This is a genomic window from Streptomyces sp. HUAS MG56 (assembly GCF_058673395.1).
This window is the reverse complement of sequence record NZ_CM178722.1, coordinates 4,792,625-4,812,562: the sequence shown is the minus strand read 5'-3', so window position 1 is coordinate 4,812,562 and position 19,938 is coordinate 4,792,625. Positions and strand designations below refer to the sequence as shown.

General features: G+C 72.0%; 16 protein-coding genes and 1 tRNA gene. 5 read left to right on the top strand and 12 right to left on the bottom strand.

Translation table 11 applies throughout. The features are described from left to right. Nucleotides 1–8 precede the first annotated feature (8 nt). A complete protein-coding gene (gene ppc / locus AC4OXY_RS22725) occupies nt 9–2,753 on the top strand; it encodes a phosphoenolpyruvate carboxylase (protein WP_376287318.1) in 2,745 nt (914 codons plus the stop codon). A 78-nt stretch (nt 2,754–2,831) separates the two neighbouring features. On the opposite strand, the gene AC4OXY_RS22720 is transcribed toward ppc, so the two are convergent. The 7 genes from AC4OXY_RS22720 to AC4OXY_RS22690 all read right to left on the bottom strand — a co-directional run bounded on the left by AC4OXY_RS22720 (nt 2,832) and on the right by AC4OXY_RS22690 (nt 8,500). Beyond that, on the bottom strand, nt 2,832–3,338 hold the full coding sequence (locus AC4OXY_RS22720) for a hypothetical protein (protein ID WP_356027135.1): 507 nt from the start codon (nt 3,336–3,338) through the stop codon (nt 2,832–2,834). 52 nt (nt 3,339–3,390) lie between these two features. After that, nucleotides 3,391–3,993 (bottom strand): aminoacyl-tRNA hydrolase, encoded by a 603-nt coding sequence (gene pth, locus AC4OXY_RS22715; protein ID WP_356027137.1) that lies wholly within the window; start codon nt 3,991–3,993, stop codon nt 3,391–3,393. Between the two features lie 75 nt (nt 3,994–4,068). After that, on the bottom strand, nt 4,069–4,662 hold the full coding sequence (locus tag AC4OXY_RS22710) for a 50S ribosomal protein L25/general stress protein Ctc (protein WP_491994521.1): 594 nt from the start codon (nt 4,660–4,662) through the stop codon (nt 4,069–4,071). 173 nt (nt 4,663–4,835) lie between these two features. Continuing rightward, complete coding sequence (locus tag AC4OXY_RS22705) at nt 4,836–5,816, bottom strand: ribose-phosphate diphosphokinase (RefSeq protein ID WP_071374691.1); 981 nt, start codon at nt 5,814–5,816, stop codon at nt 4,836–4,838. 154 nt (nt 5,817–5,970) lie between these two features. Then, the gene (gene glmU / locus AC4OXY_RS22700) at nt 5,971–7,419 is read right to left on the bottom strand and encodes a bifunctional UDP-N-acetylglucosamine diphosphorylase/glucosamine-1-phosphate N-acetyltransferase GlmU (RefSeq protein ID WP_491994520.1); all 1,449 of its coding nucleotides are present in this window, start codon (nt 7,417–7,419) and stop codon (nt 5,971–5,973) included. 123 nt (nt 7,420–7,542) lie between these two features. After that, nucleotides 7,543–7,614: transfer RNA gene (locus tag AC4OXY_RS22695), tRNA-Gln, on the bottom strand. A 13-nt stretch (nt 7,615–7,627) separates the two neighbouring features. After that, entirely contained in the window at nt 7,628–8,500 is an 873-nt protein-coding gene (locus AC4OXY_RS22690; protein WP_491994519.1) for a hypothetical protein, read from the bottom strand. A 166-nt stretch (nt 8,501–8,666) separates the two neighbouring features. Here AC4OXY_RS22690 and AC4OXY_RS22685 point away from each other — a divergent pair, with 166 nt between their 5' ends. Next, nucleotides 8,667–9,983, top strand: coding sequence for a sensor histidine kinase (locus AC4OXY_RS22685; protein WP_376287309.1), 1,317 nt, complete (start codon nt 8,667–8,669; stop codon nt 9,981–9,983). Between the two features lie 30 nt (nt 9,984–10,013). Here the strand turns inward: AC4OXY_RS22685 and AC4OXY_RS22680 are convergent, their stop codons facing one another. Together AC4OXY_RS22680 and AC4OXY_RS22675 are read right to left on the bottom strand one after the other, a co-directional pair. Further along, nucleotides 10,014–10,550: an SUKH-3 domain-containing protein gene (locus tag AC4OXY_RS22680; protein WP_491994518.1), complete on the bottom strand. Its 537-nt coding sequence runs from the start codon at nt 10,548–10,550 to the stop codon at nt 10,014–10,016. A gap of 82 nt (nt 10,551–10,632) precedes the next feature. Then, nucleotides 10,633–11,148, bottom strand: a complete 516-nt coding sequence (locus AC4OXY_RS22675) for a YwqJ-related putative deaminase (RefSeq protein ID WP_356027152.1) — start codon at nt 11,146–11,148, stop codon at nt 10,633–10,635. Between the two features lie 263 nt (nt 11,149–11,411). Between AC4OXY_RS22675 and AC4OXY_RS22670 the strand changes: the two genes are divergently transcribed. The 3 genes from AC4OXY_RS22670 (at nt 11,412) to AC4OXY_RS22660 (ending at nt 16,389) form a co-directional block, all read left to right on the top strand. Beyond that, the gene (locus AC4OXY_RS22670) at nt 11,412–12,422 is read left to right on the top strand and encodes an SMI1/KNR4 family protein (RefSeq protein ID WP_356027155.1); all 1,011 of its coding nucleotides are present in this window, start codon (nt 11,412–11,414) and stop codon (nt 12,420–12,422) included. Between the two features lie 10 nt (nt 12,423–12,432). Continuing rightward, nucleotides 12,433–15,195, top strand: a complete 2,763-nt coding sequence (locus AC4OXY_RS22665) for an SUKH-4 family immunity protein (RefSeq protein ID WP_491994517.1) — start codon at nt 12,433–12,435, stop codon at nt 15,193–15,195. Nucleotides 15,196–15,504: 309 nt separating this feature from the next. After that, nucleotides 15,505–16,389, top strand: coding sequence for a cellulose-binding protein (locus AC4OXY_RS22660; RefSeq protein ID WP_376287303.1), 885 nt, complete (start codon nt 15,505–15,507; stop codon nt 16,387–16,389). Nucleotides 16,390–16,395: 6 nt separating this feature from the next. Here AC4OXY_RS22660 and AC4OXY_RS22655 read toward each other — a convergent pair whose 3' ends face one another. From AC4OXY_RS22655 to AC4OXY_RS22645, 3 genes are all read right to left on the bottom strand, one after another. Beyond that, a complete protein-coding gene (locus tag AC4OXY_RS22655) occupies nt 16,396–17,196 on the bottom strand; it encodes an enoyl-CoA hydratase/isomerase family protein (RefSeq protein WP_491994516.1) in 801 nt (266 codons plus the stop codon). Then, nucleotides 17,193–18,455, bottom strand: coding sequence for a cytochrome P450 (locus AC4OXY_RS22650; protein ID WP_491994515.1), 1,263 nt, complete (start codon nt 18,453–18,455; stop codon nt 17,193–17,195). Before AC4OXY_RS22650 ends, AC4OXY_RS22655 begins: the two co-directional genes overlap by 4 nt. Before the next feature lie 157 nt (nt 18,456–18,612). Then, complete coding sequence (locus AC4OXY_RS22645) at nt 18,613–19,917, bottom strand: cytochrome P450 family protein (protein WP_491994629.1); 1,305 nt, start codon at nt 19,915–19,917, stop codon at nt 18,613–18,615. Nucleotides 19,918–19,938 lie beyond the last annotated feature (21 nt).

Sequence of the window (19,938 nt, the reverse complement as noted above, 5' to 3'; positions counted from 1 at the left end):
CCGCACCTGTGAGCAGTGCCGACGACCAGACCACCACGACCGGCAGCGAGCTGCGCGCCGACATCCGCCGCCTGGGTGATCTCCTGGGCGAGACCCTCGTACGGCAGGAGGGCCCGGAGCTGCTCGACCTGGTCGAGAAGGTCCGCCGCCTCACCCGCGAGGACGGCGAGGCCGCCGCCGAGCTGCTGCGCGGCACCGAGCTGCAGACCGCGGCCAAGCTGGTCCGCGCCTTCTCCACCTACTTCCACCTCGCCAACGTCACCGAGCAGGTGCACCGCGGCCGCGAGCTGCGCGCCCGCCGCGCCGCCGAGGGCGGCCTGCTCGCCCGCACCGCCGACCGGCTCAAGGACGCCGACCCCGAGCACCTGAAGCAGACCGTCCGGCACCTCAACGTCCGCCCGGTCTTCACCGCGCACCCCACCGAGGCCGCCCGCCGGTCCGTCCTCAACAAGCTCCGGCGCATCGCCGCCCTCCTGGACGCCCCCGTCCTGGACTCCGACCGCCGCCGCCACGACGTCCGCCTCGCCGAGAACATCGACCTGGTGTGGCAGACCGACGAGCTGCGCGTCGTACGGCCGGAACCGGCGGACGAGGCCCGCAACGCCATCTACTACCTCGACGAACTGCACGCCGGGGCCGTGGGCGACGTCCTGGAGGACCTCACCGCGGAGCTGGAGCGGGTCGGCGTGAAGCTGCCCGACGACACCCGCCCCCTCACCTTCGGCACCTGGATCGGCGGCGACCGCGACGGCAACCCCAACGTCACCCCCCAGGTCACCTGGGACGTCCTCATCCTCCAGCACGAGCACGGCATCAACGACGCCCTGGAGACCATCGACGAGCTGCGCGGCCTGCTCTCCAACTCCATCCGCTACGCCGGCGCGACCGAGGAACTGCTGACCTCCCTCCAGAGCGACCTGGAGAAGCTGCCCGAGATCAGCCCCCGCTACAAGCGCCTCAACGCCGAGGAGCCCTACCGGCTCAAGGCCACCTGCATCCGGCAGAAGCTGGAGAACACCAAGCAGCGCCTCGCCAAGGGCACCCCGCACGAGGACGGCCGCGACTACCTCGGCACCGGCGAGCTGCTGAGCGACCTGCGGCTCGTCCAGACCTCGCTGCGCGAGCACCGCGGCGGCCTCTTCGCCGACGGCCGCCTCGGCCGCGTCATCCGCACCCTGGCCGCCTTCGGCCTCCAGCTCGCCACCATGGACGTCCGCGAACACGCCGACGCCCACCACCACGCCCTCGGCCAGCTCTTCGACCGGCTCGGCGAGGAGTCCTGGCGCTACGCCGACATGCCCCGCGAGTACCGCGCAAAGCTCCTCGCCAAGGAGCTCAGGTCGAGGAGGCCGCTCGCGCCCACCCCGGCACCCGTCGACGCGGCCGGCGCCAAGACGCTCGGCGTCTTCGAGACCGTCAAGAAGGCCCTGGCGGTCTTCGGCCCCGAGGTCATCGAGTCGTACATCATCTCCATGTGCCAGGGCGCCGACGACGTCTTCGCCGCCGCCGTCCTCGCCCGCGAGGCCGGCCTGATCGACCTGCACGCCGGCTGGGCCAAGATCGGCATCGTCCCGCTCCTGGAGACCACCGACGAGCTGCGCGCCGCCGACACCATCCTGGAGGACATGCTCTCCGACCCGTCCTACCGGCGCCTGGTCGCGCTGCGCGGCGACGTCCAGGAGGTCATGCTCGGCTACTCCGACTCCTCCAAGTTCGGCGGCATCACCACCAGCCAGTGGGAGATCCACCGCGCCCAGCGCCGGCTGCGCGACGTCGCCCACCGCTACGGCGTACGGCTGCGCCTCTTCCACGGCCGCGGCGGCACCGTCGGCCGCGGCGGCGGCCCCTCCCACGACGCGATCCTCGCCCAGCCCTGGGGCACCCTGGAAGGCGAGATCAAGGTCACCGAGCAGGGCGAGGTCATCTCCGACAAGTACCTGATCCCCTCCCTCGCCCGGGAGAACCTGGAACTGACCGTCGCCGCCACCCTCCAGGCCTCCGCCCTGCACACGGCACCCCGCCAGTCCGACGAGGCCCTCGCCCGCTGGGACGCCGCCATGGACGTCGTCTCGGACGCCGCCCACAGCGCCTACCGCAGGCTCGTCGAGGACCCGGACCTCCCCGCGTACTTCTTCGCCTCCACCCCCGTCGACCAGCTCGCCGACCTCCACCTCGGCTCGCGCCCCTCGCGCCGGCCCGACTCCGGCGCCGGACTCGACGGCCTGCGCGCCATCCCGTGGGTGTTCGGCTGGACCCAGTCCCGCCAGATCGTCCCCGGCTGGTTCGGCGTCGGCTCCGGCCTGAAGGCCCTGCGCGAGGCGGGCCTGCGGCAGGAAGGGGACACCGTGCTCGACGAGATGCACCAGCAGTGGCACTTCTTCCAGAACTTCATCTCCAACGTCGAGATGACCCTCGCGAAGACCGACCTGCGCATCGCCCAGCACTACGTCGACACCCTCGTCCCCGACGACCTCAAGCACGTCTTCGACACCATCAAGGCCGAACACGAGCTGACCGTCCGCGAGGTCCTGCGCGTGACGGGCGAGCGCGAACTGCTCGACGCCCAGCCCGCGTTGCGGCAGACCTTCACCATCCGCGACGCCTACCTGGACCCGATCTCCTACCTCCAGGTCGCCCTGCTCAAGCGCCAGCGCGACGCGGCCGCCGCCGGCGCCGAGGCCGACCCGACGCTCTCCCGCGCCCTGCTCCTCACCGTCAACGGCGTGGCGGCCGGCCTGCGCAACACCGGCTGACCCGGCCCCGACACAGACGGTGCCCCCGAGGCCGTACGACCCCGGGGGCACCCTCTTTTCCGCAGCCTTTTCCTCAGCTCACTGGATCGCCACGAACGCCGCCGTCAACAGCCCCGCGCCGGACAGCCCCAGCACCCAGGCCACCCGCGTCAGCCGCATCCCGCCCGCGACCACCACCGAGGCCAGCAACAGCGCCCCGCCCAGCGGCACCCACGCGTACAGGATCCCCGCCGGCCCCGAGCGCACCGCGTCCGCCGTACCCGGCTTCAGAACCACGTCGTACGTCCGCCCCGCACGCACCGCCACCGACTCCGGCAGCTCCACACGCGCGCGTGCCCGCGACCCCGACGTCGTCGGCGTGAACGGGCCGGCACACGTGTTTCTGGCGCAGGAGGTCACCCGGACCGTGCCCGCCTCCCGCCCCTTGGCCAGCATCACGTGCTGCGCGGTCCCCCACGAACCCCACACCCCGGCGAACAGGATCAACGCGGCGACCGCGCCCATCGCCACGACCCGCCCGAGGCGCAACGCGGACACGGACACCTGGCGGGCGGTGGCGGCTGTGGCAGGCATGGCCGGGATCATTGGCCATACCCACGCGGCGGGTCAACCCGCGTGTCCGCCGTAGAAGCACATGTCAGGAGTTGTACGCGCTCTGCGCCCGCTCCAGCCCCTCCGCCAGCAGGCACTCCACCGCGTCCGCCGCACGGTCCACGAAGTAGTCCAGCTCCTTGCGCTCCGCCGACGAGAAGTCCTTCAGCACGAAGTCCGCCACCTGCATCCGCCCCGGCGGCCGCCCGATCCCGAACCGCACCCGGTGGTAGTCCGCGCCCATCGCCTTCGTCATCGACTTCAGACCGTTGTGCCCGTTGTCCCCGCCGCCCAGCTTCAGCCGCAGCACGCCGTAATCGATGTCCAGCTCGTCATGGACCGCGACGACGTTCGCCACCGGCACCTTGTAGAAGTCCTTCAGCGCGTTCACCGGACCACCGGACAGGTTCATGTACGACGCCGGCTTCGCCAGCACCACCCGGCGGCTCGCCGGCCCCGCCGGCCCGATCCGCCCCTCCAGCACCTGCGCCTGCGCCTTGCCCGCCCGCTTGAACTTCCCCCCGATCCGCTCCGCGAGCAGGTCCACCACCATGAAACCGACGTTGTGCCGGTTCATGGCGTACTCCGGCCCCGGATTGCCGAGCCCGACGATCAGCCAGGGGTCACTGGCGGCGGTGGTCACGTCCATGTCTCCTTGATACGCGCCAGCCGCCGCCCCCGGACAAGGGAGCGGCGGCTGAACAGTTGACGACGCCTACGGCGCTCAGGCCTCGGCGGCCTCTTCGCCCTCGGCGGCCTCGCCCTCGGTCTCCTCGGCCTGCGCGGCCAGGACCTGCAGCACCACCGCGTCCTCCTCGACGGCCAGCGTGGTGCCCTTCGGCAGCACGATGTCCTTGGCGAGGACGGAGGCACCGGCCTCCAGGCCCTCCACGGACACCGTCACGGCGGCGGGGATGTGCGTGGCCTCGGCCTCGACCGGCAGGGCGGTCAGGACGTGCTCCAGCAGGTTGCCGCCCGGGGCCAGCTCGCCCTCGGCGTGCACCGGAACCTCGACGGTGACCTTCTCACCACGCTTGACCAGCAGCAGGTCGACGTGCTCCAGGAATCCCTTGATCGCGTCACGCTGGACGGCCTTCGGGATCGCCAGCTCGTTGGCCTTGCCGTCGATGTCCAGGGAGATCAGGACGTTCGGCGTACGCAGCGCCATCTGAAGGTCGTGGCCCGGCAGGGTCAGGTGGACCGGCTCGGTGCCGTGGCCGTACAGGACAACCGGAACCTCGTTCTCGCGGCGGATGCGACGAGCCGCACCCTTGCCGAACTCGGTACGGGTCTCGGCGGCGAGCTTCACCTCGGACATGCTGATCACTCCTCGTAGAGGTAGGAACGGACGGGGTCACCCGGCCACGAACGGCCTGCTACGAAGAGCGCGTCGATAACGGAGCGCCGTACATACGCGTACGGCCTCCCTCGCCGAGCAACTTCAGCAGTCTACTCGGCGGGCAGGCCGTACCCAAAAGGATCTTCAGCGACTCACTGCTCGTCGAACAGGCTCGTCACCGAACCGTCCTCGAAGACCTCACGCACCGCGCTCGCGATCGTCGGAGCGATCGACAGCACCTTGATCTTGTCCAGGTCCGCCGCCAGCTCACCCGGCGTCGGCAGCGTGTTCGTGAACACGAACTCACTCACCCGCGAGTTCTTCAGCCGGTCCGCGGCCGGACCGGAGAGCACACCGTGCGTCGCCGTGACGATGACGTCCTCGGCGCCGTGCGCGAACAGCGCGTCGGCGGCCGCACAGATCGTGCCACCCGTGTCGATCATGTCGTCCACCAGGACACACACCCGGCCCTTGACCTCACCCACGACCTCGTGGACGGTCACCTGGTTCGCCACGTCCTTGTCACGCCGCTTGTGCACGATCGCCAGCGGCGCACCCAGCCGGTCGCACCAGCGGTCCGCGACCCGCACCCGGCCCGCGTCCGGCGACACCACCGTCAGCTTGTCCCGGTCCACCTTGTCGCCCACGTAGTCGGCGAGCAGCGGCAGCGCGAACAGATGGTCGACCGGGCCGTCGAAGAAGCCCTGGATCTGGTCCGTGTGCAGATCCACCGTCAGGATCCGGTCCGCACCCGCCGTCTTCATCAGGTCGGCGATCAGACGCGCCGAAATCGGTTCACGACCCCGGTGCTTCTTGTCCTGCCGCGCGTAACCATAGAAAGGCACGATCACCGTGATGGAACGGGCCGACGCACGCTTCAGCGCGTCCAGCATGATCAACTGCTCCATGATCCACTGGTTGATCGGAGCCGTGTGGCTCTGGATCACGAAGCAGTCCGCACCACGCGCCGACTCCTGGTACCGGACGTAGATCTCGCCGTTCGCGAAGTCGAAGGCCTTGGTCGGGACGACCCCGATACCCAGCTGATGGGCGATCTCCTCGGCAAGCTCGGGGTGGGCGCGGCCGGAGAAGAACATCATCTTCTTCTCGCCGGTCGTCTTGATCCCGGTCACAGCACTGTCTCCTCAGAGGTTGTCTCATCCAGCCGGCTGCTCGTACGGCCTTCCGTCTGGGCATGAAAGGCCGAACCAGCTGGTAGGGGTGCGGGTGCACGCGTGCGGATGTGCACTTATCACGGTACGCCGTGTTTGGCGCACACGTTTCCGGTCAGTCCTCGCTCTCGCCCTGCCGGGACGCCGCCTCGGCCGCCTTCGCCGCCGCGCTCCCCGGACGCTTCCGGGCCACCCAACCCTCGATATTCCGCTGCTGACCACGGGCCACGGCCAGCGAACCGGGCGGCACATCCTTCGTGATCACGGACCCGGCGGCGGTGTAAGCGCCGTCCCCGACCGTGACAGGAGCCACAAACATGTTGTCCGAACCCGTCCGGCAATGCGACCCGACGGTGGTGTGATGCTTGTCCTGGCCGTCGTAGTTCACGAACACGCTCGCCGCGCCGATGTTCGTGTACTCACCGATCGTCGCGTCACCGACGTAGGAGAGATGGGGCACCTTCGTCCCCTCCCCGATCGAGGCGTTCTTCGTCTCGACGTACGTCCCGATCTTGCCCTTGGCACCCAGCCGCGTCCCCGGCCGCAGATACGCGTACGGACCCACCGTCGCGTTCGCACCGATATGGGCCGAGTCGGACACCGTGTTGTCCACCCGCGCGCCCGCACCCACCTCGGTGTCCTTCAGCCGGCTGTTCGGCCCGACCTCCGCGCCCTCGGCCAGGTGCGTGTCACCGGTCAGCTGCGTCCCCGGATGCACGACCGCGTCCCGCTCGAAGGTCACGGTCACGTCGACCCAGGTCGTCGCCGGGTCGACGACGGTGACCCCGTCGAGCATCGCGGCCGTCAGCAGCCGGTCGTTGAGGATCCGGCGCGCCTCGGCGAGCTGCACCCGGTTGTTGATCCCGGCGATCTCGCGGTGATCGCCCGCCACCGACGCCCCGACCCGGTGCCCGGCCTCCCGCAGGATCCCGAGCACATCGGTCAGGTACTCCTCACCCTGGCTGTTGTCCGTCCGCACCTTCTTGAGCGCCTCCGCCAGCAGCTGCCCGTCGAACGCGAACACCCCGCTGTTGATCTCCCGGACCGCCCGCTGGGCCTCGGACGCGTCCTTGTGCTCGACGATCGCGGTGACCGCGCCGGTGGCCTCGTCGCGCACGATCCGCCCGTACCCCGTCGCGTCCGGCACCTCGGCCGTCAGCACGGTCACGGCGTTGCCGTCGGCGGCGTGCGTCCCGGCGAGCTGCTTCAGGGTGTCGGCGGTGAGCAGCGGCGTGTCCCCGCAGACGACCACGACGGTCCCCTCCACGGTCCCGCCCAGCTCCTCCAGACCCATCCGCACGGCGTGCCCGGTGCCGTTCTGCTCCGCCTGCACGGCGGTCCTGGTGCCGGGGTCGATCTCGGCGAGGTGCGCGGCGACCTGCTCACGGGCGTGACCGACGACGACCACGAGGTGCTGCGGGTCCAACTCACGGGCGGCGGCCAGCACATGGCCCACGAGGGAACGGCCGCAGATCTGGTGCAGGACCTTCGGTGTGGCCGACTTCATACGGGTGCCCTCACCCGCTGCGAGAACGACGACGGCGGCCGGGCGAATGGCGCTCACGGGGTTGCCCTTCGGCTCTGGATGGGTGGGGATACAGCCGCAGGATACCGGGGCGTTTCGTGGAGGACATGAGAGCGGGCCCTGACGGTGATGACACCGGTCAGGACCCGAACTGAGGTTGTGCTCCCCTGCCAGGACTCGAACCTGGAACAAATCATCCAAAGTGACCCGTGTTGCCCATTACACCACAGGGGATTACAAAACCGACCTAATCGGACATCTCGCCGATCGGTTGGGCGGCTCCCAACACTATGCCGTACCAGGAGCCTTCGATGCGACGGTACAAGTCCGCTCCTTTCAGGACTTTGATCACGAGACAGCCGCGGTAGCCGTCACCGGTGTTCTTGCGGACCGTCTTGGGGTTGTGCTTCTTCAGGGTTGTCTTGTTGAAGGCCGAGCGGTCGGCACCGACGAGGCCGGCCCAGTACTGTTCGGCCCCCGTGACGTCCGCGTTCTCGTGGATCATCACGGTGTAGCGCAGGCGCTCCCGTTCCACTCCCAGCAGATCGAGCCAAGCGAGGAAGACTTTGATCACTCCGGGGTCGCTGTTGACGAAGGTGACGTTCTCGCGACGGTCGTATGACTTGTCCTTGCTCCCTTCCGCCCAGTAGAGGCTCACGCCCACCAGGAACAGGTCGCGGGCGGTGAGGCCCCCGATCGACTCTTTGGCTGCGTCCTTGGTCCGCTGTCGCTCCTTGTCCCGGATGCGCAGCTTCTCCTCCCAGCCCCTGCGCGCGATGGCCGCTGCCTCGTCGGTGCTGCGCTTGCGCTCTGGCCTCGGCAGATCCCGCACCCATAGCGAGATCGAACTCTTCGAGCACCCCAGCTCGACCTGGATCTGGTCGTACGTCCAGCCCTGGAGTCGTAGCTCCCGCGCCCTGTCCCGCAGGTCGTCCTTCGCGTTCGGGCGCTTGGTCCAGTCCGGCGGCGGCTCGCCCTCCAGGAGGCGGTTGAGGATGTCGTTGTTGTCGACGTGCAGGCGGTCGCGGATCTGTCGTCGGCTGAGCCCCGCCCGTCGCAGGGCCACCGCCCGTTCCCGTAACCCCTCGAAGTCGGCGTATTTGCTGTGGGCATGTGTCATAGGCATACCGTCCTGACGGAATGATCCGTTCCGGACGTGAACGGGTGTGGTTCACCAGTTCGAGGGATATTGGATCGTTTCGAGGTCGCTCGGTCACGGAGTGTGGTGTGTTGCGGTAGGCGAAAGTCGCCGGAAATGGCGGACCGGTCGCCCGTAGGCTGGATGCATGACCACGACGGGGGAAGAGCACACCGGGGGCCCGACCGGCCCCTGGTGGTGGGCCAGGTGGCGCAGTGCGGTGCTCGACGGGAGTCTCGCGCTGGTGTCGGCTGTGGAGTGCGGTGCCGAGGGGGTGCCGTTCGCGCGGGACGCGGGGATTCCGGTGTCCCTGGGGGTTCTGTTCGGGGTGATCGCCGGGTCCGTGCTGTTGGTGCGGCGGAAGTGGCCGATCGCCGTCGTGCTGGTCGCCATCGCGATCACGCCGGCCGAGATGGGCTTCCTGATGGGCATCGTCGGCCTGTACACGCTGGCGTCGTGCGAGCTGCCGCGGCGGGTCATCGGCGCGCTGGCGGGGATGACGTTGCTGGGCACGATGATCGTGACGTTCGTGCGGGTGCGGCAGAGCACGGCGCGCGGGGATCTGACGCTGGGTGACTGGTTCGTGCCGTTCGCGGCGGTGACGACGTCGTTGGGGCTGACGGCTCCGCCGTTGCTGTTCGGGCTGTACGTGGGTGCGCGGCGGCGGTTGATGGAGAGCCTGCGGGAGCGGGCGGACTCTCTGGAGCGGGAGCTCCAGTTGCTCGCGGAGCGTGCGGAGGAGCGGGCCGAGTGGGCGCGGGGTGAGGAGCGGACGCGGATCGCGCGGGAGATGCACGACGTCGTGGCGCACCGGGTGAGCCTGATGGTGGTGCATGCGGCGGCGTTGCAGGCGGTGGCGCGGAAGGATCCGGAGAAGGCGGTGCGCAATGCCGCTCTGGTGGGGGACATGGGGCGGCAGGCGCTGACCGAGTTGCGGGAGATGCTCGGGGTGTTGCGGGCCGGTGAGGACGTGGTGGGCCGGCGGGGTGCGGGGGTGCCGTTGGCGGCGGTGCGGGAGGCGGCTGCTGCGGCGGCTTCGCGGGCGGTGGACGAGACGGTGTCCGGGGACGGGCCGTGTCTGTCGGAGCTGGACGAGTTGATCGGGCAGTCGGCGGCGGCGGGGATGGTCGTGGAGCTGTCGGTGATGGGGGAGGCGCGGTCGTATGCGGCGCAGGTGGAGCAGACGGCGTACCGGGTGGTGCAGGAGGCGCTGACGAACGTTCACAAGCATGCGGCGGGTGCGAAGACGCATGTGCGGCTGGCGCACCGGGTGTCGGAGATCGCGATGCAGGTGGAGAACGAGGCGCCGCCGGAGCCGGGTTCCGCGTCCGCGGCCGGGCTGCCGTCGGGTGGGAACGGTCTGGTGGGGATGCGGGAGCGGGTCGCGGCGCTGGGCGGCGTGTTCGTGTCGGGGCCGACGGACGCGGGGGGCTTTCGGGTGTCGGCGGTGATTCCGGCGGTGTAGCCCGGTGGCGTCCGTGCGGTGGGCCGGTGGTCAGCCGGCGGTGAGGCGTACGGGTTCGATGCCGGTGATGAGGGTGGCGAGGGCGTGGTCGATGTCGGGGCCGACGTACCAGTCGCCGGTGTGGTCGAGGGTGTAGACGCGTCCTTCGGTGTCGATGGCGAGTGCCGCGGTGGTGTCGGTCTCCTGGCCGAGGGGGCACAGTTCGGTGCCGAGGGCGAGGCCGAGGTCGCCGAGGGTGCGGGCGAGGTGGCGGCCGTGGAGCGGGTCGAGGTGGAGGGTGGCGGGTGCGATCTGGCGGCCGGGTCCGCCGGGGGTGATGCGGAGTCCGCCGAATTCGGCCCAGGCCTCGACGGCGGCGGGGAAGACGGTGTGCCGGTGGCCGGCGGGTGAGGTGTGTTCGCGCAGGGTGTCGGCCCAGTACTCGGCTTGTTTTATGTCCCAGCGTCCCGGTTGCCAGCCGGCGGAGCGCAGGGCGGCGTCGACGGGGACGGCGAAGCGTGGTGCGGTTGCCCCGTGCTCGGTGGTGGGGCGGTGGTGCTTGGGGGTGGTGGCGTGGTCGGGGTGCATCTGCCCTTCGTTCGTCGTGCCGGCGGTGGTGCGGCGTTGGTACTGGGGGTGACGGCGGTTTTCGGCCGTCGGTTGCCGCGGGTCAGCCGTCGGTTGCCGTGGGGTCGACGATGCGGACGCCGAAGTGGGCGCTGAGGGCGGTGCAGGCGCGGCAGGGGGTGGCGAAACTGCCGTGGAGGGGGTCGCCGTCCTCGCGTATGCGGCGGGCGGTGAGTTTGGCGTGTTTGAGGGCTTTGCGGGCCTCGCCGTTGGTCATGGGTTTGCGGGCGGCGCGTTTGCTGCGGGTGGCGTCGGCGGCGGTGATGTGCCGGGAGATGAGGATCGTCTCGGCGCAGCGGCCGGTGAAGCGGTCGCGTTGGGCGCTGGTGAGGGTGTCGAGGAAGTCCTGGACGAGGTGGTGCAGGGCGGGGGGTGTGTCGCCGCGGGCGGCGGTGCCGGTGAGGGTGGCGCCGTGGACGGAGAGGGCGGCGGCGACGGTGGGCAGGATGCCGTCGCGGCGGTGGCGGAGGGTGGGGACGGGGGGTGCGTCGGGGCCGCTCCAGCCGATGCGGGGGTCGCCGGAGCGCACGTCGGTACCTCCGTGGTGCAAGGTATTCATGATCGTCTTCCCCTCCCGGGCATCCCCCCGAAGGACACAGGGTGCCAAATGCCGTGGCTGGTGCGGAAGCTGGGGCGGGGCGACACGCCACGGTCGGGGCAGGTCGTCACGGTGGGGTGACGGCCGGTCACGGAAGCGGAGGGGTGCTTTCCGCGGGGTTGCGGTGGGCCGGTGACCGGGGTGCGTGTACCGCATAGGCTGTCGCCATCCGCGATCGACACCGCCGATTGAGGCCTAAGAGAACGCCGCAGGGGGCTACCGCCATGACGACAGGTCGGCTCGGGCAGCAAGCCGCGCCACCGAACGCGGCCTACGCCGGGCAGGTCGTGCACTTTCCGGATCCGGTCCGGGCGGCGCGTCACCCGAGAGGAGTACGGGTCGACGAGCGCGGTTACCCGGATTTCGCTCCGTACGCGCGCGTGGCGGTGGAGATCGCCGAGCCGCCGGACGGGTTCGGGGTCGACGAACTGCGGCTGACGGACTACGTGTCGGCGAACGCCGCGCTGGCCGCGGACCGGCACGAGTTGTGGGACACGGTGCCGGACGTGGCGACGCCGCACGGCTGGACGTGGCACCACGTCGCGGGTACGCGGCGGTTGGAGCTGGTTCCGGTCGAGGTGAAGGCGCTGCTGCGGCATCACGGCGGGATCGCGACGGCGCCGGTGGACCACGGCAAGCGCGGGACGCGGCCGTTGCAGGAGACGCGGCCGGCGCACTTCGGGCTGCCGAAGTCGGGTGCGGCGGTGTCGGAGGCGCAGGTGCTGGGGGTCGAGGAGGATCTCGGTTACCGGCTGCCGGGCGCGTACCGCTCGTTCCTGAAGGCGGCGGGCGGTTGCGCGCCGGTGGGCACGGCGTTGGACGCCGAGTTGGGTCTGCTGGTGGACCAGCCGTTCTTCACGGTGCGGGACGAGGCGGCGGTCAACGACCTCGTGTACGTCAACAAGTGTCTGCGGGACCATCTGACGAAGGACTACCTCGGTGTCGCGTTCGTCCAGGGCGGTCTGCTCGCGGTGAAGGTGAAGGGCGCGCGGCCGGGTTCGGTGTGGTTCTGCGCGTACGACGATGTGCGGGACGTGGATCCGTCGTGGTCGCCGGCGGAGCGGGTGGAGCGGTTGCTGCTGCCGGCGGGCGACGACTTCGACGCGTTCCTGTCCCGGTTGGCGGGTAGTCCGCCGGAGTTGGAGACGGTGGCGAATCTGATGGTCGACGGTGGTTTCGCCCATGTCGTCCCGGTGTCGTCCGGTTCGGCGTCGTCCGGTCCGGTGGGGGAGTGAGCTTCAGGCGATGGTGACCTACGCGCAGGCGCAGGAGCGCGCCGAGGAGTGGATCAACGGCGACGTGCCCGCGTACCAGCATCGTGAGGTGCGGGTGCGGGAGTTCGAGCTGGGGTTCGTGGTGTGGGGCGAGGACCGGGCGGAGGGCCCGCGTTCGGACGGGGGTGCGCAGCGGCTCGTCATCGCCCGCGACAGCGGGGAGGCGACGCTGTGGCCGGCGCTGCCGGTGGGTGAGGTGATCCGCCGCTTCGAGGAGGAGTACGGCGGGCCCGACGGCCCGCAGGGCGCGGCACCGGCGCCGGCGCCCGCCCGTGTCGACCTGAACCAGACGTCGTTCCTGCTGACTCCGCCGGAGTGGTTGCAGGAGGCGGCGGACAAGATGGGCATCGGCGAACGGCGTCCGGAGCCCGGGTCCGGTGCCGGGGTTTCGGCTGCCGGTGGTGCGGGGCCGGCGCAGACGCAGGCCGGGGTGCCGGCCGCCGCGCCCCCTGCGGCCGCGCCTCCCGCGGGTGCGCCTGCTGCCGATGTGCCGGTGGGCGCGACGCCGTGGGCGGGTACGGACACCAACGCGGACCCGGGTGAGGACGACCGTTCCGTGCCGCTGCCCGCGACGGTGTTCGCGCCGCCGCTGAGCGAGCCCGACGTTCCCCGGCCTCCGGCGTCCACGCCGGAGGCGAAGACGGCGCTGATGTCGGGGGGCAGCCAGCTGCCGCCGACGGCGGTCGCCCCGGCGCTCGACGCTTCCCGGCTGCCGGGCACGCAGGGCGGTCCGCCCGCTCCCGCTGGAGCGCCGGGGGCGCCCGGTGCACCCGGGGTGCCCGCGGCTCCGGCCGTGCCGGGTGCCGCGCAGACCAGCACGCCCCCGCCCCCGCCGCCCGGTACGGCGCCGTACGGCTACCCGCAGGCGCCGGGCGCACCCGGCACGCCGCCGCCGGGCGTACCGGCCCAGGCGCCGGCGCCCGGTGCCCCGTTCCCGCCTCCGGGCGCCCACATGCCTGCGCCGCCTCCGGGCGCCCCCTCGTACGGCTATCCGCAGGCGCCGGGCGGCGCTCCGGACGCGTCGCTGATGTCGGCGGACTCCGGCACGTCCGGGCGGTCGCTCGCGCCGAACGCCGGGGACATCGCGGACGCCGCGACGAGCAAGGCCGCGCCGCCGCCGAGGAAGGCGCGCGGTGGCGCGGGTGCGCCGCCTCCGCCGCCAGGTGCTCCGGGCACGCCGGGCGCGCGCCCGGGGGGTGCGACGCCGCCGCCCGCGCCGAGCGCGTCCGCGAACGCGTATGTACCGACGCAGTTCGCGCCGGCGCTCGGGCCGGAGGGGCTCCAGGGCCCGGGCGCTCCGGGCACGCCGAACGCGCCGGGCGCCCCCAACCCGCCTGCCCCGCCCGGAGGCAACGTGCACCAGGCGGCCACGATGCTGGCCGACCCCAGCCAGCTGGGCGGCGGCGCACCGCAGCCTCCGGGCGCCCCTGGAGCTCCGGGTGTCCCGGGCATGCCTTCCGCGCCCGGCGCGCCCCAGCCTCCCGGAGCCCCCGGGGCTCCTGGCGCACCCGGCGTGCCGCAGCCTCCCGGCGCTCCCGCCGGTCCCGGTGCGCCCGGTGGCGGCCGGGGTGCCGTGCACCAGGCGGAGACCATGCTGGCCGCCCCGCCGGTGGGCGGACCGGGCGCGCCGGTGCCGCCCGCCCCGCCTGCCCCGCCCTCTCCGGGCGCCCCCGGGATGCCGCCGGGCGCCCCGCAGCCGATGCCGCCGGGCGGGCCCGTTCCGGGGCAGCCGCCGGCGTACGGGTATCCGCCGCAGGGGCAGCCGACGGTCGGCCCCGGCTACCAGGCCGTGCTGCGCTACCGCGCGCAGGACGGTTCGGAGCAGCAGCTGATCCGGCGTTCGGCGCCGGGCACGCCGCATCCGGAGTGGCAGATCTTCCATGAGCTGCGGGCGATGAACGTGCCGTCGGACCAGGTGCTGGAGCTGCACACGGAGCTGGAGTCGTGCGAGCTGCCGGGTGCCTACTGCGCGCGGATGATCCGGGAGCAGTGGCCGCAGGCGCGCATCGCGAGCATCGCGCCGTACGGCACGGACCACGCGAGCCGGCAGCAGGGGATGCAGCAGTTGCTGGCGCACCAGGGCGAGTTGCACCAGGTGGCGGACGGGCCCGCGCGGCCCGCGCCGCTGCGGGCGCCGCTGCCGCCGGTGCAGGCCGTGCCGCCCCTGCCGCCGGAGGGGATCGCGCAGGAGCTGGCGGCGGCGTTCGGGCCGGCGGTGTTCCGGTTCGAGCAGCAGGCGGTGTCGCGGCAGGGCGTGCCGCCGGTCGTGGCGCACACGCTGGTGGTGGCCGGGCTGCCGGTGGACATGGGGCCGTTCTTCTGGGCGCAGGCCCAGCCGGGCCGGCCGGTTCCGACGCTGGCGGAGCTGGCGGCCGAGCGGGGGGTGCAGCCGGCGGCGGACGCGGGTTCGTACCTCGTGATGGGCACCGACTTCGGCCGGGCGATCTGTGTGCAGTACGGCACGGCGAACATCGTCGCCGTCCCCGTGGAGGCGGGGCCGGGCGGTGCTCCGGTGCCGCCGCAGTTCGTGAACACCGGGCTGCCGGAGCTCGCGCGCTGTCTGGCGCTGCTGGGCCGGATGTGGCGGCTGCGGTACGGCCTCAACCAGGAGCAGGCGGGCCGCTGGACCGTCGACTTCCAGGCGCAGCTGGCCGCGCTGGACCCGGCGGCGCTCGGTTCGCCGGAGAGCTGGTGGTCGGTGCTGCTGGAGCAGATGTGGGACGGCCTGCTGTAGCGAACGCCGTCCGGTGGTGAATTCGGGATGCCCTTCACGCGTGCGTGGAGGGCATCCCGCGTTGTGCGGCCGGTCCGCGTTCCGCCCGGGCGCCCGTCGGCCGAACGGGTTCGCGGTGTGGTCGTCCGCCGTGCCGACCAGCTGCCGCGAACGGCCGTCCGTACGACGCCGATCGCGGTGTGCGGGTATTCGAGCGTGACGTGACTGCGGAGTGTCGCGTTATGAACACTTACGCCCGATCCATCAAGATGTGCGCGAAATCAACCTGACGGGTATGTCGTGGATGTCTGGTGGAGAGGGGTTCCCACGGTGACCAGTGCATCGATGCCGCCGCACGGCTTCGTGACCGTCCGGGGGCGCGGCTACCGCCCGGATCAGGTGGACGCCTTCGTGCGGGCGCTGTTCGACGACCGGGACGCCGCGTGGGAACGCGCCGCGCGGCTGACCGTGCTCGCCCGGGAGATGGGGGAGGAGGCCGCCCGGGCGCGCGAGGTCGTCGCGCAGCTCGCGCCGCAGACGTACGAGACGCTCGGGGACTCCGCGCGGCGCCTGTTCCAGGTCGTGCAGGAGGAGGCGGCGGACCTCAGGAAACGCGCGCGGCGTGAGGCGGAGAAGCGGGTCGCGCAGGCCGAGGCGGACGCGGCGCGTGCCCTTCAGGAGGCGCGGGACGCCGCGGACGCGCTCCGCGCGGAAGCCGACGACTACGCCCAGCGGCTCCTTCTCGCCGCACGCGCCGAGGCCGACGACTACCGCATCGGCAGCCGGCGGGCGGTGAAGGCGGGGCGTACGGAGGCGCTCGCGGCGGTGCGCGAGGTACGGCAGCGCGCCACCGGCATGCTCGGCGAGCAGTCCCGGGAGCACACCGAGCGCTGGGCCGAGGTGGAGCGCGTGGAGGCCGAGCGGGCCGCCGCGCTGGACGCGCGGTACACCGAGCGGATGAGCCGGGCCGAGGCCGAACTGGCCGCGGCCGAGCGGGCCCTGCGGGAGGCCGAGGAGGCGGCGGTCCGCGACCAGGAGGAGGCACGCGTGCGTGCCGCCGAGATCCTCGCGCACGCGCGCGTGCGCGAGGAACGCATCGCCGGCGAGACCGAGCAGGTGCTGCGCGAGCACGGCGAGACCTGGGACGTCGTGCACGCGCAGATGGACACCGTGCGCAACCGCCTGATGATGCTGACGGGGCGAGCGGTGGACTAGTTGCGGTCAGCCGGTCTCGTGGGATCGGGACCGGAACTGTTCCGCCACCACCGCCGCCATCAGCTCGGCGTCGAAGGCGGAGGCGTCGGCGAGGCGGGTCGGGGCGCTCAGGGAGTTGAGGAGGGTCTTGGTGACCCTCAGGGCGGTCGGGGGACGGCGGACGATGGGCCTGGCCCAGGCGCTGACGGCCGCGTCGAGTTCGTGGGCGGGGACGGTCTTCTGGAGGACGGACAGGGCCGCGGCCTCCGTGGCGTCGAAGACGCGTCCGGTGAGGATGAGTTCGCGCACGCGGGCGGCGCCGACCTCGCTGATCAGGCGTGGGAGCAGGCCGCCCCAGGCGGTGGGCAGGCCGAGGGCGAGCTCGGGGAGGCGGAAGGTCGCGTCGTCGGCGCCGACCCGCAGGTCGCAGGCGAGGGCCAGGGCGAGGCCGGCGCCGATGGCCTTGCCCTGCACGCGTGCGATGGTGACGGCGGGGTTGGCGGTGAGCGCGTCGCAGACGCGGCGCGCCTTGGTGCCGGAGAGCCGGATGCCGCTCGCCGTGGGGTCGGCGGCGAGGTGCTCGGCGAACTCGCTCCGGTCGCCGCCGAGACAGAAGTCGGGGCCGGCCGCGCGGAGCACCAGGACCCGAATCGCGGGGTCCTCGTCGCCGAGGACGGTCAGCAGGTCGTCCAGCATCGCGTCGGTGACGGCGTTGCCCTGTTGGGGGACGTTCAGCTCGATGGTCAGCACGGGACCCTGCCGGTCGGCGCGCAGGGTCTTGAGTGTCCGGCCGGCCGGGAGCGCGGTGAGGGGCGGGGCGGTCGTCATGTCGTCACTTTCAGGGAGGCGGCGCGTCTGAAGACCATACGAGGGGCGTAGACGGGTGGCTGGGCGGGCCGCAACGCGGGGAAGCGGCGCAGCAGTTCGGTGAGCAGGACCCGGGCCTCCAGCCGCGCGAGGGCCGCGCCGAGGCAGTAGTGCGCGCCGCCGCCGAAGGTGAGGTGGCTGCCGCGGCGCCGGATGTCGAAGACGTGGGGCTCGGGGTTGCGGCGGGGGTCGTGGTTCGCGGCGCCGTACAGGACGTGGACGGCGGTGTCCCTGGCGATCGGCACCCCGGCGAGGACGGTGTCGTCGGCGGCGACACGGGAGTTGAGGTGGATCGGCGGGTCGTAGCGCAGGACCTCGTCGATGGCGTCGTCGAGGTCCTCGGGCCGGCGGCGCAGCCGTTCGGCCCGGGCGGGCTCGCCGGTCAGCAGCCAGACGGCGTTGGTCAGCAGGGTCGCCGTGGTCTCCAGGGAGGCGATGGTGACGAACATCGTCAGGTCGTAGAGGATCTGGTCGGCGGCCGCGCGGTCGCCCGCGTGCACGGCGTCCCAGTAGCGGATCCAGCCGGACAGGACGTCGTCCCCGGGGCGGGCGCGCCGCTCGCTGATCAGGCGGGTGAAGAAGGCCCGCATCTCCAGGGTGGCCTCGGCGGACACGGCGAGTTCGCTCTTGGTCGGCAGCAGTTCCTGGGCGTGCACCTGGCGGTGGGTGAAGCTCAGGATGCGCGGATAGTGCTCCTCCGGGATGGCGAGCCACCGGCCGACGGTGTGGATGGGGAGCTGTTCGCCGACGACGGCGGCGAAGTCGGCCTCGCCCCGGCTGCGCAGTTCGTCGTCGAGGCGGTCCAGGAGCCGGGTGACGTGGGCGGTGACCTGGGGCTCCATGACCTCCAGCGTGCGCCGGTCGAAGAGGTTGCCCAGGGCGCGGCGCTGACTCGTGTGAGCGGGCGCGTTGAGCCGGGAGAGGGTCCGGGTCATCTCCTGGGTGGCAGGCGCATGCCAACGCTCGGCGTCGGACTGGCGCTGCTGCCAGGCGAAGTCCGGGGTCAGCCAGTTCCTGCCGCGCAGGACCTGGTCGCAGGAGTCGAATCCGGTGACGAAGAAGCCGCCCCAAGGGGCGGGCACCACATCGCCCAGGGCGCGTAAATCGGCCCAGACGGGGCGGGGGTTGGACTGCCCCTCGGCAGAACGCAGGCGACGGAGAAGGGAGATGACGGCCCGGCGGTCGGTCGTGGTACCGCGTATGTCGCCAACGGCGGTCACGCGAAGCTCCTTTGTGGCGTGGACGCTACCGATACCGCCGGAACCTACCCTTCCCCTCCCCCGCATCATGCGCCTCTGTGTGTTGCTCCTGTCACATGCCGTGGCTGGATTTCACCGCCGTCACTTTTCCGCCACAAGTACGGCGTCCGGTTCCGTGTCAGACACGGAAAATGTCCAGGAAGGAGCTCCAGAAACCCTTCTTCCTGGCCGGTTCCTGACGCGTGGACGCGGCGGCCGGCGCGACCGGGTGCGGCTGCTCCGCCGGGACGTGCGCGGACCGGCTCTGGAGGTGCGCCGCCATCCGGGTGGCCGGCGCGGGGCTGAACGCCACCGGCATGGCGACCAGCGCCCGGTGGAAGGGGCCCGGCCGCCACTGGAGGTCCTTCTCGGGGACGACCAGGGTCAGGTCGGGCAGCGCGTTGAGCAGCCGTTCGACCGCCGTGACCGCGATGACCTGTGCCGGGTCCTTGGCCGGGCAGGCGTGCGGGCCCGCGCCCCAGGCCAGGTGGGCGCCCTTGCCGTGGGCGCGCCGGGCCTCGCTCAGCGTGGGGTCGCTGTTGGCGGCGGCGAAGCTGATGACGACCGGGGTGCCCGCCCCGGCCACCACGCCCCCGAGGTCGACGTCCTGGAGCGGGTAGTGGGTGGCGTAGTTGGCGATCGGCGTCTGGTGCCACAGCACATGGTCGATCGCCTCCTCCACCAGCATGCCGGCGCCCTGCTCCTCGTCGGGCGCGAGCAGCAGGAGCAGGGCGTTGCCGATGAGGTTGCGCTCGGGTTCGACGCCCGCGCCCATCAGCATGACCAGCTGGTCCTTGAGCTCCTCGTCGGTCAGGCCCGCCGGGTGCTGGATGAGCCAGGAGGTGACGTCGTCGCCGGGCTGGCGGCGCTTGAGGGCGATCAACGCCATGAGGCAGGCGGTGAGTTCCTCGTTGGCGCGCACCGCGTCCTTGCCGTCGAAGATCGCCGACATGGCGCTGGTGAGGGTGTCGCCGATGTCCGCCGGGCAGCCGAAGAGCTTGTTGAACAGCAGCAGCGGCAGCAGCTTGGCGTAGTCGTTGAGCAGGTCGGCCCGGCCGCGCTCGCTGAACTGGTCGATCAGGTAGTCGGCGATCGGCTCGACGTCGCGGCGGATCCGGCTGATGTTGAGCCGCGCCAGGCTGTCGGTGACGGCCTTGCGCAGCCGCAGGTGCACCGCGCCGTCCGTGAACAGGCAGTTGGGCCGGTACGCCATCATCGGCAGGACCGGGTTGTCCATGCCGATGCGCCCCTCGTTGAGGGCCTTCCAGCGGCGGGCGTCGCGGGCGAAGAGCGTGGGGTTCTGCAGGACGCGCAGCGCCGTCTCGTACCCGACGACCAGGGTGGCGTCGACACCGGGCGCGAGTTCGACGGGGCCGGCCGGGCCCTTCGCGCGCAGCCGGTCGTAGACCTCGTGCGGGTCGGCGGCGAACGTGGCGTCGTGCATGGGGCATCTGCCACCGACGGC

Bases quoted from the DNA above. Each gene is read 5' to 3' on its own strand.
- AC4OXY_RS22690 (WP_491994519.1), bottom strand. From the start codon at position 8,500: ATGACACATGCCCACAGCAAATACGCCGACTTCGAGGGGTTACGGGAA.
- AC4OXY_RS22655 (WP_491994516.1), bottom strand. From the start codon at position 17,196: ATGACGACCGCCCCGCCCCTCACCGCGCTCCCGGCCGGCCGGACACTC.
- AC4OXY_RS22685 (WP_376287309.1), top strand. From the start codon at position 8,667: ATGACCACGACGGGGGAAGAGCACACCGGGGGCCCGACCGGCCCCTGG.
- AC4OXY_RS22720 (WP_356027135.1), bottom strand. From the start codon at position 3,338: ATGATCCCGGCCATGCCTGCCACAGCCGCCACCGCCCGCCAGGTGTCC.
- AC4OXY_RS22675 (WP_356027152.1), bottom strand. From the start codon at position 11,148: ATGAATACCTTGCACCACGGAGGTACCGACGTGCGCTCCGGCGACCCC.
- AC4OXY_RS22680 (WP_491994518.1), bottom strand. From the start codon at position 10,550: ATGCACCCCGACCACGCCACCACCCCCAAGCACCACCGCCCCACCACC.
- AC4OXY_RS22670 (WP_356027155.1), top strand. From the start codon at position 11,412: ATGACGACAGGTCGGCTCGGGCAGCAAGCCGCGCCACCGAACGCGGCC.
- AC4OXY_RS22645 (WP_491994629.1), bottom strand. From the start codon at position 19,917: ATGCACGACGCCACGTTCGCCGCCGACCCGCACGAGGTCTACGACCGG.
- AC4OXY_RS22665 (WP_491994517.1), top strand. From the start codon at position 12,433: ATGGTGACCTACGCGCAGGCGCAGGAGCGCGCCGAGGAGTGGATCAAC.
- AC4OXY_RS22710 (WP_491994521.1), bottom strand. From the start codon at position 4,662: ATGTCCGAGGTGAAGCTCGCCGCCGAGACCCGTACCGAGTTCGGCAAG.
- pth (WP_356027137.1), bottom strand. From the start codon at position 3,993: ATGGACGTGACCACCGCCGCCAGTGACCCCTGGCTGATCGTCGGGCTC.